Source organism: Aeromonas media, from assembly GCF_000819985.1.
In the GTDB taxonomy this organism is placed as follows: Bacteria; Pseudomonadota; Gammaproteobacteria; order Enterobacterales; family Aeromonadaceae; genus Aeromonas; species Aeromonas media.
Window position 1 is genome coordinate 24,625 of record NZ_CDBZ01000203.1, and the last position, 15,126, is coordinate 39,750.

Genomic DNA, 15,126 nt, shown 5'->3' on the forward strand with positions numbered 1-15,126 from the left:
GGGCGGGGGGGCGGTCTGCTACACTGCCCCTCTGACCCCGCTTGTCTTGGCCTTGCACCATCTTCTTGATTTAGAAGGCCCGATTCCGAAGACATAGGGGTGCGCCAACCGATGTTAACTTCCGGATCTGTTTTCTCGCCAGGGCGGATGACCCAGGCCCAGATCCCATTAAAAAAAGTAGGTAAACCATGCTGGATCCCAAATATCTGCGCAGCGATATCGAAGAAGCTGCCGCTCGTCTGGCGACACGTGGCTACGCGCTGGACGTAGCGGCTGTCAATGCTCTGGAAGAGAAACGCAAGGATCTGCAGTCCCGTACCCAGGAGCTGCAGGCCGAGCGCAACGCCCGCTCCAAGTCCATCGGTGAGGCTGCCCGTCGCGGCGAAGATGTGGCTCCGCTCAAGGCCGAAGTGACCAAGATCAACGACGAGCTGGAGACCAGCAAGGTCGAGCTCGAGGTCCTGCTGGCCGACATCAAGGCCATCTCAGACGCCATCCCCAACCTGCCGAGCGACACTACCCCGGTGGGCCGCGACGAGAACGACAACGTGGAAGTACGCCGCTGGGGCACCCCGCGCGAGTTCAGCTTCCCGGTGCGCGATCACATCGATCTGGGTGAAGCGGCCAAGGGCGTGGACTTCAAGAACGGCGTCAAGCTCTCCGGTGCCCGCTTCGTGGTGATGAAGGGTCAGATTGCCCGCCTGCACCGCGCCCTGGCGCAGTTCATGCTGGATCTGCACACCCTGCAGCACGGCTACACCGAATGCTACGTGCCCTATCTGGTCAACCCGGACAGTCTGTACGGCACCGGCCAACTGCCGAAATTCTCCCAGGACCTGTTCAACACAGGTATCGAGGGCGAAGGGGAAGACGAAGGCAAGGTGCGCAAGTTCTCCCTCATTCCTACCTCCGAAGTGCCGCTCACCAACATGGCCCGCGACGAGATCTTCGACGAGCAGGAACTGCCCATCAAGATGACCGCCCACAGCCCCTGCTTCCGCTCCGAAGCCGGCTCTTATGGTCGTGACACCCGCGGCCTCATCCGCATGCACCAGTTCGACAAGGTCGAGATGGTCCAGCTGGTGCACCCGGAGAAGTCCTGGGATGCGCTGGAAGAGATGGTGGGTCACGCCGAGAAGGTGCTGCAACTGCTGGAGCTGCCGTATCGCGTGATGGCGCTCTGTACCGGTGACATGGGCTTCTGCGCCGCCAAGACCTACGATCTGGAAGTGTGGCTGCCGGCCCAGAACACCTACCGCGAGATCTCGTCCGTCTCCAACTGCACCGACTTCCAGGCGCGCCGCATGCAGGCCCGCGTGCGTGTCGACGGCAAGCCGCAACTGCTGCACACCCTGAACGGCTCCGGCCTTGCGGTAGGGCGCACCCTGGTGGCGGTGATCGAGAACTACCAGCAGGAAGACGGCCGCATCGCCATCCCGGCGGCGCTGCAATCCTACATGGGCGGCCTGACCCACATCGGCTAAGTCCCCCTTGCTCAGCACAACGCCATGGCCATGCCATGGCGTTGTGCATTTGGGCGTCAGTCGCCCCCTCGGCAGGGGACGAGAGAGGTCTCCTTCGGCGCTCAACTGAACCTTTAACACATTTTTATCAAGCATTGCGCAATCGTTTTTGTTAGACTGCGCCGCAATTTCGCAGGACATCTTTTTCTATGGTCTGGATTGATTACGCCATCATCGGCATCGTCGGTTTTTCTGCCCTCATCAGCCTGGTGCGCGGCTTCCTGAAGGAAGCCATGTCCCTCGTCACCTGGTTCGTCGCCTTTTTTATTGCCAGCCATTTCTATCCGGATCTCGCCGTCTACTTCACCTCCTTCTCCGACGCCATGGTGCGCAACGGCCTCGCCATCGCCGCCCTGTTCGTGGCGACCCTGATCCTGGGGAGCGTGGTCAACTACGTGGTGGGCTTGCTGGTGGAAAAGACGGGACTCTCCGGCACGGATCGGGTGCTGGGGGTCTGTTTTGGCGCCATTCGCGGGGTACTGATCGTCAGTGCCCTGCTGTTTTTCATGGATACCTTCACCAGCCTCTCCCAGAGCGACTGGTGGGTGGCGTCCAAACTGGTTCCCGAGTTCAAGCCGGTGATCCAGTGGTTTTTCGGGTTCATGCTGAACTCGTCCAGTTTTCTTCAACAGGTACAGTGACTTCGAGGTAGCAAAGACATGTGCGGTATTGTCGGTATAGTTGGCACCACCCCCGTCAATCAGGCCCTCTACGACGCCTTGACGGTGTTGCAGCACAGGGGACAGGATGCCGCCGGGATCGTGACCATTGATAGTGGAAACTTCCGGCAACGCAAGGCCAACGGCCTGGTGAAGGATGTGTTTGAAGTGCGCCACATGCAGCGACTGAAGGGGCATATCGGCATAGGACATGTCAGATATCCCACCGCAGGCAGCTCCAGTGCCGCTGAAGCCCAACCTTTTTACGTGAACTCTCCCTACGGCATGGTGCTGGCCCATAACGGCAACCTCACCAACGCCAAGGATCTCAAGGAGCAGCAGTTCAAGGTGGCTCGCCGCCACATCAATACCACCTCCGATTCGGAAGTGTTGCTGAACGTGCTGGCCCACGAGCTGGATCTGTGCGACAAGATGGCGCTGCGGCCGGAAGACATCTTCTCTGCGGTGCGCAAGGTGCACCAGCAGATCCGCGGCGCCTATGCGGTGGTCTCGCTGGTGATTGGCCACGGTCTCATCGGCTTCCGCGATCCCAACGGCATCCGCCCGCTGATCCTGGGTCGTCGCGCTGACGAGCAGGGCCAGGTGGAGTACATGCTCGCCTCCGAGAGCGTGGCGCTTGACGCCATCGGCTTCGAGACGGTGCGTGACGTCGCTCCGGGCGAAGCCATCTACATCACAGAGCAGGGCCAGCTCTTCTCCGAGCAGTGTGCGGAGAACCCGCAGATGAGCTCCTGCATCTTCGAGTACGTCTACTTCGCACGCCCCGATTCGTGCATCGACAAGGTCTCCGTCTATGCCGCCCGCCTCAACATGGGCCGCAAGCTGGGCAAGAAGATTGCACGGGAGTGGGAAGATCTCGACGTGGACGTGGTCATCCCCATCCCCGAGACCTCCTGCGACGTGGCGCTGGAAATCGCCCACACCCTGGGCCTGCCTTACCGTCAGGGCTTCGTGAAGAACCGCTACATCGGCCGTACCTTCATCATGCCGGGCCAGACCCAGCGCAAGAAGTCGGTGCGTCGCAAGCTCAACGCCATCAGCTCCGAATTCAAGGGCAAGAAGGTGTTGCTGGTGGATGACTCCATCGTCCGTGGCACCACCTCCGAGCAGATCATCCAGATGGCCCGTGAAGCAGGGGCGGCCAAGGTCTACTTCGCCTCGGCGGCACCGGAAATCCGCTTCCCCAACGTCTACGGCATCGACATGCCCACCGCCAACGAGCTGATCGCCCACGGCCGTGAAGTGGAAGAGGTGTGCAAGCTGATCGGCGCCGATGGCCTGATCTTCCAGGATCTGGAAGATCTGGAAGAGGCGGTGCGGGAGATCAACCCCGAGCTGCGCCACTTCGAGACCTCGGTGTTCAATGGCCACTACGTGACCTCGGATGTGGATCAGGGTTATCTGGACCACCTGAACGCCCTGCGCAGCGACGACAACAAGGCGGTGCGCGAGTGGCAGGAAGGGACCAGCAACCTGGAGATCTTCAACGAAGGCAGTTAAACGTTTTCTGATTGCCATCGTGATGAACAACAGGGGGGCCTCGGCCCCCCTGTTGCATTGATGCTCTTCCCGCCAGGAAGGGGAGGCCCTCAGGCCAGATCTTCCCCGTTGCTGGCGATGACCTTCTGGTACCACCAGAACGACTTCTTGCGCCTGCGCGCCAGGGTGCCTCGGCCGGCATCGTCCCTGTCCACATGGACGAAGCCGTAGCGCTTGCTCATCTCGCCGGTGGAGGCGGAAACGAGATCGATGCAGCCCCAGCTGGTGTAGCCCAAGAGCGGCACCCCGTCTTCGATGGCATCCCCCATGGCGCGGATGTGTGCGCGCAGGTAGTCGATGCGATAGTCGTCCACTATCTCGCCATCGGCGTTGATCTCGTCCATGGCCCCCAGGCCGTTCTCCACCAGGAAGAGCGGCTTCTGGTAGCGATCGTACAGGCTGTTCATGGTGATGCGAAGGCCGAGGGGGTCTATGCCCCAGCCCCACTGGCTCACCTCGATGTGGGGATTTCGCAGGGACTTGACCACGTTGGCGGCGCTGGTGTTGCCCGCGTTCATGTCGGCAGAGGCGCAGCGGGAGGCGTAGTAGCTGAAAGAGACGAAATCGACGGTGTGCTTCAGAACCTCGTCATCCTCCGGCGCCTTGACGAGCTGGATCCCCTTCTCGCGAAACACCCGGGCCGCATAGGCCGGGTAGGCGCCTCTCGCCTGCACATCGATGAACAGCAGGTTCTCCTGCTCCTTTTGCAGCGCGGCCCAGACATCTTCCGGCTTGCAGGAGTAGGGGGAGAAGCTGCCCCCCGCCAGCATGCAGCCCACCTGGTTGGCCGGGTTTACCTCGTGGGCAATTTGGGTCGCCAGGGCGCTCGCGACCAGCTCGTGGTGGGCCGCCTGATATTTGACCTGCTCCTGGTGCTCCCCTTCCTCAAACACCAGCCCCGCCCCGGAGAAGGGGCTGTGCAGCAGTATGTTGATCTCGTTGAAGGTGAGCCAGTACTTCACCAGGCCGTCGAATTGCTCGAAGCAGGTGCGGGCATAGCGGGTGAAAAAGTCCACCATCTGGCGGTTGCGCCAGGAGCCGTACTCCACCACCAGGTGCATGGGCACGTCGAAGTGGCACAGGGTCACCAGGGGCTCGATGTTGTACTTTCTGCACTCCTCGAACAGCGCCCGGTAGAAGGCGATGCCCTCGAGGTTGGCTTCTTGCTCGTCGCCGTTCGGGTAGAGCCGGCTCCAGGCGATGGAGGTGCGAAACACGGTGAAGCCCATCTCTGCCATCAGGGCGATGTCTTCCTTGTAGCGGTGGTAGAAATCTATGGCCTCGTGGCTTGGGTAGAACTCGTCATCCCGCAGGGTGAAGCGCTTCTCCTGGCCAAGCTTGACCGCCATGCGGTTGGCGCCATGGGGGATCATGTCGACCGTGGTCAGCCCCTTGCCCCCCTCGCGATGGCCGCCTTCCGCCTGGTTGGCGGCAAGGGCGCCGCCCCAGAGGAAGCCTTGGGGAAATCTGGTTATCGACATCGGTTACCTCTTGTCATGTCGGATGATATGAATTCACAGGCTGGTGGCCGGCTGGCCCGGCATGGCCGCGTCGGCCCGGGCTGGCGTCTGGGGTGCCTGCTCCTGTACCGGTATGTCTTCAAAGCCCATCACCAGGGTCAGCACGAAGGAGAGCACCACGGAGAGCGCCATCACGGCGAACACCCAGGCGATGCTCATGGGGTTGGCCGGATCGAAGAACTGCACGCTGGTGAAGAGCCCCGGTGCCGCCATGGAGTGGCTGGCGAGCCCGGCCATGCCCGCGACGGCGCCGCAGATGAAACCACTGATGAGGCTGGCGATGAGGGGGCGCTTCAATCGCAGGGCGACGCCGTAGAGGGCGGGTTCGGAGATCCCCGCCATGATGGCGGAGGCGGCCGCCGCCAGCGCAGTCTGGCGCAGCTCGGGGTTTTTGGTGCGCCAGGCGACGGCCAGGGAAGAGCCGCCGAGGGAGAGGTTGGCGCCTATCTCCGAGGGCATCACCATGCCCTCCTTGCCGGTCTCGGCGATGGTCTGGATGATGGTCGGGGTGAAGACGCGGTGCATGCCGGTCATCACCAGCAGAGGCCAGAGCGCGCCCATGATGGCCACCGACAGCCAGCCCAGATAGTCGTGGACCGTGTAGACCAGGCCCGAGATGGCGGTGCCAATCCAGATGCCGATGGGGCCGATGAGCAGGATGGCGAGCGGCGCCGCGATCAGCACTATCAGCATGGGCTTCAAGAAGTTCTTGGTCACCGCCGGGGTGATCCTGTCGACCCAGCGCTCTATGTAGGAGAGGCACCAGGTCATCACCAGGGCCGGGATCACTGTGTAGGTGTATTTCACCGCGGTGACCGGGATCAGGGCGAAGGTTACCTGCTCCCCCTCGGCGGCCCTGGCCATCAGCTCGATGAAGCTGGGGTGCACCAGCACGCCGGCGATGGCGATGGCGAGCGACATATTGGTCTTGAACTTGACGGCGGCGGAGGCGGCCACCATCAGGGGCAGGAAGAAGAAGGCGCCGTCACCGGCCACCGTGAGTATGGTGAGGGTCGAGGAGCCTTTCTCCAGCACGCCGGTCATCTCCAGCACCATGGCCAGCAGCTTGAGCATGGAGCCGCCGATGATGGCCGGGATGAGCGGCGACATGGTGCCGATCAGGGCGTCGAGGATGGCGGCGCCCATGCGGCGCAGGCTGAAACCTGGCTTGGCCGCTGGCAGGTCTCCCCGTGCGCCTTCCGGCAACTGGGCAAGCACCTCGCGATAGGCGTGGGAGACCATGTTGCCGATGATCACCTGGCACTGGTTATCACTGCTGACCACCCCAAGTACCCCGGCAGTGGCCTTGAGCATTGGACTGTCCACCAGGGTGGGGTCTTGCAGCACGAAGCGCAGGCGCGTCATGCAGTGGGTCACGGCGACTATGTTGCCGGTTCCGCCGAGGGCCGTGATGACCTTGCCGGCCAGGGCCGCGTAGTTCTTTGACATCTAGTCGTATCCTTCTTACCAAATGAGGCCTGTCGATCCCCGTCATTGACGACGGGAAGAACGGGAATGAAACTGCCATATGGAACCGGTTCCACATAGCATGCGCAGTTTCATGCTCACAGACAAGACGGGCGCACCGCCATTGTGCAGAAGCGTGAATGGGATCACTGAAAGGGGGAGCCTGCGCCCATTCTCGTTAGCACAAGCGGGTCCCGTGCAGTACACTGCGGCCCGTCGAGAAGAGGGGAAGATGATGACGACTATGCTGGAGGTGGCGAAACGGGCAGGGGTGTCGAAGGCGACTGTCTCCCGGGTGCTGTCGGGCAATGGCTATACCAGTCAGGAGACCCGGAATCGGGTGTTCCAGGCCATAGAGGAGAGCGGCTATCGCCCCAACCTGCTGGCCAGGCAGTTGGCCACCAAAAACACCCAGACTCTGGGCCTGGTGGTGACCAACACCCTCTATCACGGCGTCTATTTCAGCGAGCTGCTCTCCCACGCGGCGCGGCTGACCGAAGATAGGGGCCGGCAGCTGATCCTGGCCGATGGCAAGCACAGCGCCGAGGAGGAGCGACAAGCCATCCAGTACCTGCTCGACTCCCGCTGTGACGGCGTCATCATCTACCCGCGTTTTCTCAGCGTCGAGCAGATGGACGAGCTCATCGAGCAGCACTCCCAGCCCATCATGGTGCTCAACCGGCGGCTGCGGCGCCACCCGGCGCACTGCGTCTACTCCGATCAGCAGGCCGCCGCCGCGGCCGTGGTGGACAGGCTGGTCGGGATGGGGCACAGCGACATCGCCTTCATCACAGGCTCGGCGGATTCCCCCACCGGCATTGAGCGTCTCGCCGGCTACCGCGAGGCCCTTGCCCAGCACAACATTCCCGTGCAAGAGGCGCTGATCGCCCCCGGCAAGTGGACGCCCGCTTGCGGCGCGGCCGCCGTCTCGACCCTGCTGGCGCGCGGGATGAGCTTCACTGCCCTGATCGCCAGCAACGATGACATGGCGATCGGTGCCATCAAGCAGTTGCACGAGTGCGGCGTGTCGGTGCCGGAGCAGGTCTCTGTGGTGGGGTTCGACGACATTGCCCTGGCTCCCTACGTCATTCCGTCGCTGGCCAGCGTCAAGATGCCGGTGACCGAGATGATCCAGGAGACCATCAGCCGGCTGATCACCATGGTGGAGGAGAGGGAGCCCGAGGCGCTGCCCTCTTTCAGTGGCAAGCTGGTCCGGCGCGATTCCCTCAAGCGCCTGCTGGAGTGAGGCGGCCTCTGTGCTGGGCAGGCGGGGCGGGATCCGTTAGCATGGGCCCCTTCGCGGATCCCGCCCGCCGCATCAAGCCGCATCAATATATGCCAATCAAGACCAACCAGAGAGTACAAGAGTTCAGATGGATGACCTGCTAGCACCCGTGCGCCAATTCCTGCATTGCGAGACCCCGGATGAGTGGGTGGAGATGGCGCGGGATCCCGCCCAGTTGCCGACCCTGCTCATCGATCACGCCAACTGCGAGAACAAGGCCGCCCTGACGGCCCACAGCCTGGTGCGTCGCTACTGCCTGCCCAAGGAGAAGCGCCACCTGCTGCCCAAGCTCGAATTTTACCGTGAGCTGGATGCCATCCCCGAGAAGGCCGAGATCCTCGGCAAACGCACCATGGGCGAGTCCGACAGAAGCGTGTTCGCCGAGCTCGAGCGCAACCCCCTGCTGTTCCCCATGGTGCGGCTCATTCAGGAGGAGCTGCATCACTTCGAGCAGGTGCTGGAGATCATGCAGGCCCGCGGCATCCCCTACGGGCCCGTCACCGCCTCCCGCTATGCCCGCAGCCTGCTGGCCCACGTGCGCACCTACGAGCCGGCGGCCGTGGTGGACAAGATGATCATCGGCGCCTACATAGAGGCGCGCTCCTGCGAGCGCTTTGCGAAGATTGCCCCTCACCTTGACGAGGAGCTGGGCCGCTTCTATGTCTCCCTGCTGCGATCGGAGGCGCGCCACTACCAGGACTATCTGGCACTGGCCGAGCAGTACGCCGGGGAGGATATCAGCGAGCGGATCGCCTTCTTTGGTCGTCTCGAGGCCGAGCTTATCTGCTCGCCGGACCCGCAGTTCAGGTTCCATAGCGGCCTGCCTGTCAGATCTGACAGTTGTTGAGCCCAGAGGGGCTGCCTACTATCTCGGTGTTCCTACTACGAGCGACGCAATCACTTTTTTGAGCGCAATCACCCGGCGACTGATGTGACATCAGGCCGGGTTTTTTTATGCCCGGCCCATGGGCCGGAGGGGGAGTGGCTGGGGATCAGCGGCGGTATTCGTTGTTGTAGTTCTGGATGAGGCGGCGGGTCACGTCGTGCTGGGGATCGGCGAAGACCCGCAAGGTCTTGCCGCGCTCCACCACCCGGCCCTCGTGCATCACCAGCACCTCGTCGCTGATGTGGCTGACTATGCCCAGATCGTTGGCCACCAGCACATAGCTCAGCCCCATGGTCTCCTGCATCTCCAGCAGCAGGTTGATGATCTGGGAGCGCACCGAGATGTCCAGGGTGGAGAGCGCCTCATCCGCGACCACGATTTTCGGGTTGAGGATGAGCGCCCGCGCCAGCCCCACCCGCTGCTGCTGACCGGCGGAGAGCATCTGGGGATAGAAGAGGGCGTGGTCCGCCAGCATACCCACCATGCGCAGGGTCTGGATCACCTTCTCCCGACGCTCCTCCTCGCTCAGGGCCGTGTTGAGGCGCAGCGGCGTCTCCAGGATCTGGCCGACCCGAATCTTTCGGTTGAGCGAGGTGTTGGGGTCCTGGAAGATCATCCGCAGCAGCTTGCAGCGGGTCTGATAGTCACCGTGAACCAGGGGCTGCCCCTCGATGGCGATCTCGCCGCCGCTCGGCTCTATCATGCCGGCCAGGATCCGCGCCAGCGTGCTCTTGCCCGAGCCCGCCTCTCCGACGATGGCCAGGGTCTGGCCCACCCCGAGATCAAACGACAGGGGCTTGATGGCCTCCACCGCCTGGCGCCGGAACAGGCCGGTGCGGTTCTGATAGGTCTTGCACAGGCCCCTGACCTGCAACAGGGCGGGTTCGATCACAGGCTTGGCTCCTTCATGACGACATTCACGTTCAGGCTCATTTCTTTGGATCTTCCATGTTCAGCGGGAAGTGGCAGCTGGGGCATGGATGTCCCTTGGCCTTGCTGATTGGGCATGGAATGGTGATGACTCGGGTTCATTTCTTCGGCTCTTCCATGTTCAAGGGGAAGTGGCAGCTAAATTGGTGTCCCTTTACCTTGCTCATCAGCGGGGTCTGCACGCACTGCTTCTGGGCATAGGGGCAGCGGGGGCCGAGGCGGCAGCCGATGGGCAGGTGCTGCAGGGGGGGGATCACCCCGGGCAGGGTCTCGAGCCGGGACTTGTGGCGCACCAGCTTGTCGAAATCGGGAATGGACTTGAGCAGGGCGTCCGTATAGGGGTGACGGGGGGATTCGAGGATCTGATCCCGGGTGCCCACCTCCACCATCTGGCCGCAGTACATGATATTGATGGTGTCGGTCAGGTTCGCGATGGCGGCGATGTCGTTGCTGATGATGAGGATGGTGGTATTGCCCAGCTTGTTCATCTTGTCCAGCAGCCGCAGGATCTGGGAGTGGGTGGTGGACTCCATGGCGCTGGTGGGTTCATCCGCCACCAGCAGCCGCGGCTGATTGGCGATGGCCATGGCGATCATCACCTTCTGGCACATGCCGTCCGACAGCTCGTGGGGATAGGCCCGCATCACCTTGCGGTGATCCTTGACCCCGACCCGGTGCAAGAGGGCGATGGCCCGCTTCTTGCGCCACTGGAAGCGCTGCCAGAACTTGCCGGCGAAGGCGCTGGTGGGGATGGCCTCTTCCAGCTGGGTGCCTATCTCCTCGGAAGGGTCGAGACAGCTGATGGGGTCCTGGAAGATCATGGCGATCTCGCGGCCCATGATGCGGCGCCGCTCCTTGGGGGCCATGGTCAGCAGGTCCATGTCGTTGAAGCGCATCCGGTCGGCACGCACCGTCCAGTTGTCCTTCTGGATGCCGACGATCACCTTGGCCACCAGGCTCTTGCCCGAGCCCGATTCTCCTACCAGGCCGCGGATCTCCCCCTCGTTCAGGGTCAGGCTGACCCTGTCCACCGCCTTGACCTTGCCCTGGGGGGTGTCGATCTCGATGGTCAGGTTGCGTATGTCGAGCAGGGGCATCAGTGGCGTTCCTCATGGGGGTGTGGCTGGGCGTGCTGCATCTGGGCCATGCCGTTCTTGATGGTATAGAGCCGCAGTATCATCAATCGTTCCCCTCTTTAAGCGCTTCGCGAATGCCTTCACCCACCAGCGATGGGTTGACCAGCACGCCGTACAGCAATGGGCGGAGAACAAGGGTGAGCATGCCTTTCTTCGGCATAGAACATTGCATCAGTCGTTCCCTTCTTTAAGCGCTTCGCGAATGCCTTCACCCACCAGGTTGGTCACCAGCACGCTGAACAGAATGGCCATGCCCGGCAGGGTCACCGTCCAGGGGGCCAGATAGATGAGATCGCTCGAATCCGCCAGCATGGCGCCCCACTCCGGCTGGGGTGACTGGGCCCCGAGGCCGAGGAAGCCCACCGCCGAGATATCCAGGATGGCGGCAGAGAGGGTGCGGGTGGTCTGGGTCACCAGGGTTTCCACTATGTTCGGCAGTATGGCCAGACGCATGATCCGCAAGGGAGGCGAGCCGTCGAGGCGGCTCGCGATGATGTACTCCTTCTGCATCTCGGCGTGGACGGCGTTGTAGGTCGCCCGGATGAAAGGCGGTATCAACGCGAGCGTGATGGCGATCAGGGTATTGAACAGCCCCGGCCCCAGGATGGCGACCACTATGATGGCCAGCAGCAGGGAGGGGATGGAGAGCAGGGTATCGAGCAGGTGATGGAGCACGCTCGACTTCACCCCCTTGCTCATGCCGCCGAGGATGCCGATGGCGGAGCCGACGAGGAGCGCTATCACCACCACCAGCAAGGCGTTGCCGAAGGTGAGGCGGGCCCCCACCACCAGGCGGGAGAGGATGTCGCGGCCCAGATCGTCGGTGCCGAGGAAGTAGTCAATGTTCCCCGTGCTGGCCCAGGAGGGGGCCAGCAGCAGGCGGCCGCTGTGCTGATCATCGATGCCGTAGGGCACCACCAGGGGGCTCACCAGGGTGATGAGCAGCAGCAGGCCGAAGCACCAGAGCCCCCCCATGGCCAGCGGATTGCGGCGATAGGAGGCCCAGGTCTGCTCCAGGGGGGAGAGGATCTTGAGCTCCGGATAGATGTTCGATTTATCGTGCATGATGCAGGCTCCAGCCCTGGCCCCAGTTCAGGCAATAAGCGAGTTCAGTCTTGTTTTGCATAGAGTTCTTTGCGTCGTGCCGGATACATGATGGTGGTCAGCAACTCGGTGCTGACGCTGATGAAGATGACGAAGCTGGCCACCACCAGGAAGGTGCCGCGGATGGCGGCATAGTCCTGCAGCGCTATGCTGCTCACCAGCCAGCGGCCGATCCCGGGCCAGTCGAACACCACCTCGGTGATCATGGCGGAGGTGAGCACGCTGCCGAGCTGCAGGCCGAGCAGCGGCAACACCGGCGGCAGGGCATTCTTGAGGCCGTGGCGCCAGACGATCTGGCGGCGGGAGAGGCCGCGGCTGGCGGCGGCCTTGATGTAGTTCTGCTTCATCACGTCGATGAGGGAGCTGCGCACGTGGCGGATCACCTCTGTGGTGGGCACCACGGCCAGCACCAGAGACGGCAGCACCAGGTGACGCAGGGCGTCATGCAGCGCCGCCTCGCGCCAGGGCTCCTGGCTCATCAGCACGTCGACGATGGCGATCCCCGTGATGGAGGGAACGTCGTAGAGCAGGCTGATCTGACCCGAAGAGGGCAGCCAACCGAGATCCAGGGAGAAGAACATTACCATCAGCAGCGCCAGCCAGAAGACGGGCACGGCGTAGCCGATGAGGCCGGCGGCCATGATGGAGAGATCCAGACCGCGCCCCTGATAGAGGGCAGCCAGGGTCCCGAGCGGGATCCCCACCAGCAGCGAGATGGCAAAGGCCGCGAGACAGAGGGTCAGGGTCGCCGGGAAGTAGTGGCGGATCTCGTCCAGCACCGGCAAGCCGGAGACGCTGGAGAGGCCGAAATCGCCGATGGCGATGCGCCGCAGAAAGTCAGGGTAGCCGTGCCAGAAGTCCAGCACCTGGCCGATGAGGCGAAACTCCAGCAGGTAGGCTCCCATGGTCAGCACCAGCAGGGTGATCACCAGCAGGGTGATGCGGCGCAGAATATAAAAAAACATGCTTATGCCTCCGCGTGCGGGTGCGTCGATGGGAAGGGAGGCCAGATGCCACCTGTGGGATGGATGTCAGCCATGTTCACTCCCGATGGGCCTGGTTGAAGGTGGTGCCGCCAAAGGGCATGAGGGTCAGCCCCTGAATGTCGCTGCGGCTCACCTGGGTGCGCAGGGCATGAGCCAGCGGGATGAGCGGCAACTGTTCGTTGAGCAGCGACTGGGCATAGTAATAGTTGCGCAAGCGGAACGCGAGTTGCGGGGTAGTTACCGCATCGTCCAGCAGTTGATCGAAGGCGGGGCTGCACCAGCGGCTGTAGTTGTTGCCCCGCTCGACGGCGGCGCAGCTCAGCAACTGGCGGAAGAAGTTGTCCGGGTCCGCGTTGTCGGCGATCCAGCCGGAGAGCAGGCTGTCATATTGTCCCTTGGCGAGCCGGGTCTCGATGACCGGCCAGGCCTGCTGCACTATCTTGAGCTTCACCCCTATCTTGGCGAGATCGCTACGCATCAGCTGGGCGGTCTTGAGGCCGTCCGGGTTGTAAGGGCGGGCACCGGGCTGCACCAGTACCTGCATCTCGAACCCGTTCGGGTAGCCGGCATCCCTGAGCAGCTGACGGGCGAGCGTCAGGTCTGGCTTGCGCTGGGTCAGGGAGGGGTTGTAGCCCCAGGAGAGCGGCGGCAGCAGGCTGGCGGCAGGCTGGCCCGTCTCGAAATAGACCGCCTGAAGCAGGTTTTGCACGTTGATGGCGCTGGCCAGCGCCTGGCGCACCTGCACCTTGTTGAACGGGGCCTTGCGGGTGTTGAGGGCGAGGAAGGCGACGTTCATGCCCGACTGTACCGACAGGTTGAGGTGAGCGTCCCTGTCGATCACCGACAGCTGGCTGGCGGAGGGGGTACTCATCACGTCGCACTCGCCGGTCAACAGCTTGGCGAGCCGCTTGGACGACTTGGGGGTGATGTCGTAGATGAGCTGCTCAATCTTCGCCTCGCCGCCCCAGTAGCCGGGGTGGCGCAGGTAGCGCACGAACTCGTTGTGACGGTACTCCTTGAAGCTGAAGGGCCCGGTACCTATGGGCCGGCTGTCCAGCAGCTCGGGGGTGCCGGCCTTGTCCATCTGCTCGCCATATTCGGCCGAGAGCACGATGGCGTAGTCGCTGGCCAGGGTCGCGAGGAAGGAGGCATCCGGCCGGCTGAGCTCGAACACCACCTCATGGGGGCCCTTCTTGTAGACCCGCTTGATGAGGCTGCCGAGCCCCAGACTGTGGAAATAGGGGTACTCGCCACCCGAGATGCGGTGGAAGGGGTGGCCCTCGTCCAGCAGGCGATGATAGGTGAAGAGCACGTCGTCGGCGTTGAAGTGGCGCGTCGGGTTGAACCAGGGGGTGCGATGGAAGGTCACACCCTTGCGCAGAGTCAATGTATAGGAGAGGCCATCCTCGCTGCTGCGCCAGTGGGTGGCGAGGCCCCCCTCGATGCTGAGGGTATTGGCATTGACCTCGAGCAGGCGATCGTAGAGCGGGCGGGCGCTGGCATCCAGGGTCGCCTCGGCATTGGCAAGCTGCGGGTTGAAGGATCTGGGCGCCCCATCGGCACAATAGATGAGCCCGGTCCTGGAGGCATCGTCTTGTTTCTGACAGCCGGTGACCAGTACCAGGAGACCGAGCAGCAGTGGTGTGAGCATTCTCATGTTGGAACCATGTTTTCAGACAGAGTTGCCCGCCAGAGGGCGAGCGCGTTGCGGGATCCTGCCGGGCAGGGACTCCCATCGGGATGTGCGAACATCCCGTTCGTCAATTCCCTCGAGCAGCTGGCATTGGCTCCTGAAGGGGGATGGCTCGGGGTCAGTCGTTGTCCGCATTGCCATTGTTGTCATCCCCGTCGAGCAGCTGGTATTTTCGCAGCATGCCCCTGAACTGGTGGTAGCTCAGGGTCAGCAATTGGGCGGCTTTGCGCTGATTATACTGGGATTGCTGCATCGCTTGCTTGAGTAAATTAATCTCGTATTCCGCGACCGCTCCCTTGAGATCCAGTGGCAGGCTGATGGCCTGGGGGCCGCTTGTCGAGGCCGCCTCGCTGGCGACTGGGGACGGGGTGCCGGTC

Annotated in this window: 14 protein-coding genes; 5 read left to right on the forward strand and 9 right to left on the reverse strand. The window is 62.8% G+C overall.

Annotated elements, in window-relative coordinates:
• Positions 1-188 precede the first annotated feature (188 nt).
• From serS to purF, 3 genes are all read left to right on the forward strand, one after another.
• A complete protein-coding gene (gene serS, locus BN1127_RS17805; RefSeq protein WP_042650318.1) occupies positions 189-1,484 on the forward strand; it encodes a serine--tRNA ligase in 1,296 nt (431 codons plus the stop codon).
• Positions 1,485-1,672: 188 nt separating this feature from the next.
• The gene (locus BN1127_RS17810; RefSeq protein ID WP_005325372.1) at positions 1,673-2,164 is read left to right on the forward strand and encodes a CvpA family protein; all 492 of its coding nucleotides are present in this window, start codon (positions 1,673-1,675) and stop codon (positions 2,162-2,164) included.
• 18 nt (positions 2,165-2,182) lie between these two features.
• Positions 2,183-3,703, forward strand: a complete 1,521-nt coding sequence (purF, locus tag BN1127_RS17815) for an amidophosphoribosyltransferase (protein WP_005325371.1) — start codon at positions 2,183-2,185, stop codon at positions 3,701-3,703.
• An 89-nt stretch (positions 3,704-3,792) separates the two neighbouring features.
• Here the strand turns inward: purF and BN1127_RS17820 are convergent, their stop codons facing one another.
• Both BN1127_RS17820 and ascF read right to left on the reverse strand, forming a co-directional pair.
• Complete coding sequence (locus BN1127_RS17820; RefSeq protein WP_042650319.1) at positions 3,793-5,223, reverse strand: 6-phospho-beta-glucosidase; 1,431 nt, start codon at positions 5,221-5,223, stop codon at positions 3,793-3,795.
• 33 nt (positions 5,224-5,256) lie between these two features.
• Positions 5,257-6,711 (reverse strand): PTS cellobiose/arbutin/salicin transporter subunit IIBC, encoded by a 1,455-nt coding sequence (ascF, locus tag BN1127_RS17825; protein WP_042650320.1) that lies wholly within the window; start codon positions 6,709-6,711, stop codon positions 5,257-5,259.
• Positions 6,712-6,961: 250 nt separating this feature from the next.
• Between ascF and BN1127_RS17830 the strand changes: the two genes are divergently transcribed.
• On the forward strand, positions 6,962-7,975 hold the full coding sequence (locus tag BN1127_RS17830) for a LacI family DNA-binding transcriptional regulator (RefSeq protein WP_269425389.1): 1,014 nt from the start codon (positions 6,962-6,964) through the stop codon (positions 7,973-7,975).
• A gap of 127 nt (positions 7,976-8,102) precedes the next feature.
• Positions 8,103-8,861, forward strand: a complete 759-nt coding sequence (gene miaE, locus BN1127_RS17835; protein ID WP_042650321.1) for a tRNA isopentenyl-2-thiomethyl-A-37 hydroxylase MiaE — start codon at positions 8,103-8,105, stop codon at positions 8,859-8,861.
• A 145-nt stretch (positions 8,862-9,006) separates the two neighbouring features.
• On the opposite strand, the gene BN1127_RS17840 is transcribed toward miaE, so the two are convergent.
• The 7 genes from BN1127_RS17840 to BN1127_RS17865 form a co-directional block, all read right to left on the reverse strand.
• Positions 9,007-9,792 (reverse strand): peptide ABC transporter ATP-binding protein, encoded by a 786-nt coding sequence (locus tag BN1127_RS17840; protein WP_005325357.1) that lies wholly within the window; start codon positions 9,790-9,792, stop codon positions 9,007-9,009.
• A gap of 136 nt (positions 9,793-9,928) precedes the next feature.
• The gene (locus BN1127_RS17845; RefSeq protein ID WP_005325353.1) at positions 9,929-10,927 is read right to left on the reverse strand and encodes a peptide ABC transporter ATP-binding protein; all 999 of its coding nucleotides are present in this window, start codon (positions 10,925-10,927) and stop codon (positions 9,929-9,931) included.
• An 82-nt stretch (positions 10,928-11,009) separates the two neighbouring features.
• Entirely contained in the window at positions 11,010-11,138 is a 129-nt protein-coding gene (locus BN1127_RS23000; RefSeq protein WP_257497976.1) for a hypothetical protein, read from the reverse strand.
• The gene (locus BN1127_RS17850) at positions 11,138-12,031 is read right to left on the reverse strand and encodes an ABC transporter permease subunit (RefSeq protein WP_042650322.1); all 894 of its coding nucleotides are present in this window, start codon (positions 12,029-12,031) and stop codon (positions 11,138-11,140) included. The genes BN1127_RS23000 and BN1127_RS17850 overlap by 1 nt, the downstream gene beginning before the upstream one ends.
• A gap of 44 nt (positions 12,032-12,075) precedes the next feature.
• Positions 12,076-13,035, reverse strand: a complete 960-nt coding sequence (locus BN1127_RS17855; RefSeq protein WP_042650323.1) for an ABC transporter permease — start codon at positions 13,033-13,035, stop codon at positions 12,076-12,078.
• 76 nt (positions 13,036-13,111) lie between these two features.
• Positions 13,112-14,707, reverse strand: coding sequence for an ABC transporter substrate-binding protein (locus BN1127_RS17860; protein WP_042650324.1), 1,596 nt, complete (start codon positions 14,705-14,707; stop codon positions 13,112-13,114).
• 160 nt (positions 14,708-14,867) lie between these two features.
• Positions 14,868-15,126, reverse strand: a 259-nt coding sequence (locus BN1127_RS17865; protein WP_042650325.1) for a helix-turn-helix domain-containing protein, incomplete at its 5' end; no start/stop codon positions are given.

Excerpts from the sequence above, each read along its gene's own strand:
- serS (WP_042650318.1), top strand. The coding sequence starts at position 189 with ATGCTGGATCCCAAATATCTGCGCAGCGATATCGAAGAAGCTGCCGCT.
- BN1127_RS17810 (WP_005325372.1), top strand. The coding sequence starts at position 1,673 with ATGGTCTGGATTGATTACGCCATCATCGGCATCGTCGGTTTTTCTGCC.
- purF (WP_005325371.1), top strand. The coding sequence starts at position 2,183 with ATGTGCGGTATTGTCGGTATAGTTGGCACCACCCCCGTCAATCAGGCC.
- BN1127_RS17820 (WP_042650319.1), bottom strand. The coding sequence starts at position 5,223 with ATGTCGATAACCAGATTTCCCCAAGGCTTCCTCTGGGGCGGCGCCCTT.
- ascF (WP_042650320.1), bottom strand. The coding sequence starts at position 6,711 with ATGTCAAAGAACTACGCGGCCCTGGCCGGCAAGGTCATCACGGCCCTC.
- BN1127_RS17830 (WP_269425389.1), top strand. The coding sequence starts at position 6,962 with ATGATGACGACTATGCTGGAGGTGGCGAAACGGGCAGGGGTGTCGAAG.
- miaE (WP_042650321.1), top strand. The coding sequence starts at position 8,103 with ATGGATGACCTGCTAGCACCCGTGCGCCAATTCCTGCATTGCGAGACC.
- BN1127_RS17845 (WP_005325353.1), bottom strand. The coding sequence starts at position 10,927 with ATGCCCCTGCTCGACATACGCAACCTGACCATCGAGATCGACACCCCC.
- BN1127_RS23000 (WP_257497976.1), bottom strand. The coding sequence starts at position 11,138 with ATGCAATGTTCTATGCCGAAGAAAGGCATGCTCACCCTTGTTCTCCGC.
- BN1127_RS17850 (WP_042650322.1), bottom strand. The coding sequence starts at position 12,031 with ATGCACGATAAATCGAACATCTATCCGGAGCTCAAGATCCTCTCCCCC.
- BN1127_RS17855 (WP_042650323.1), bottom strand. The coding sequence starts at position 13,035 with ATGTTTTTTTATATTCTGCGCCGCATCACCCTGCTGGTGATCACCCTG.
- BN1127_RS17860 (WP_042650324.1), bottom strand. The coding sequence starts at position 14,707 with ATGCTCACACCACTGCTGCTCGGTCTCCTGGTACTGGTCACCGGCTGT.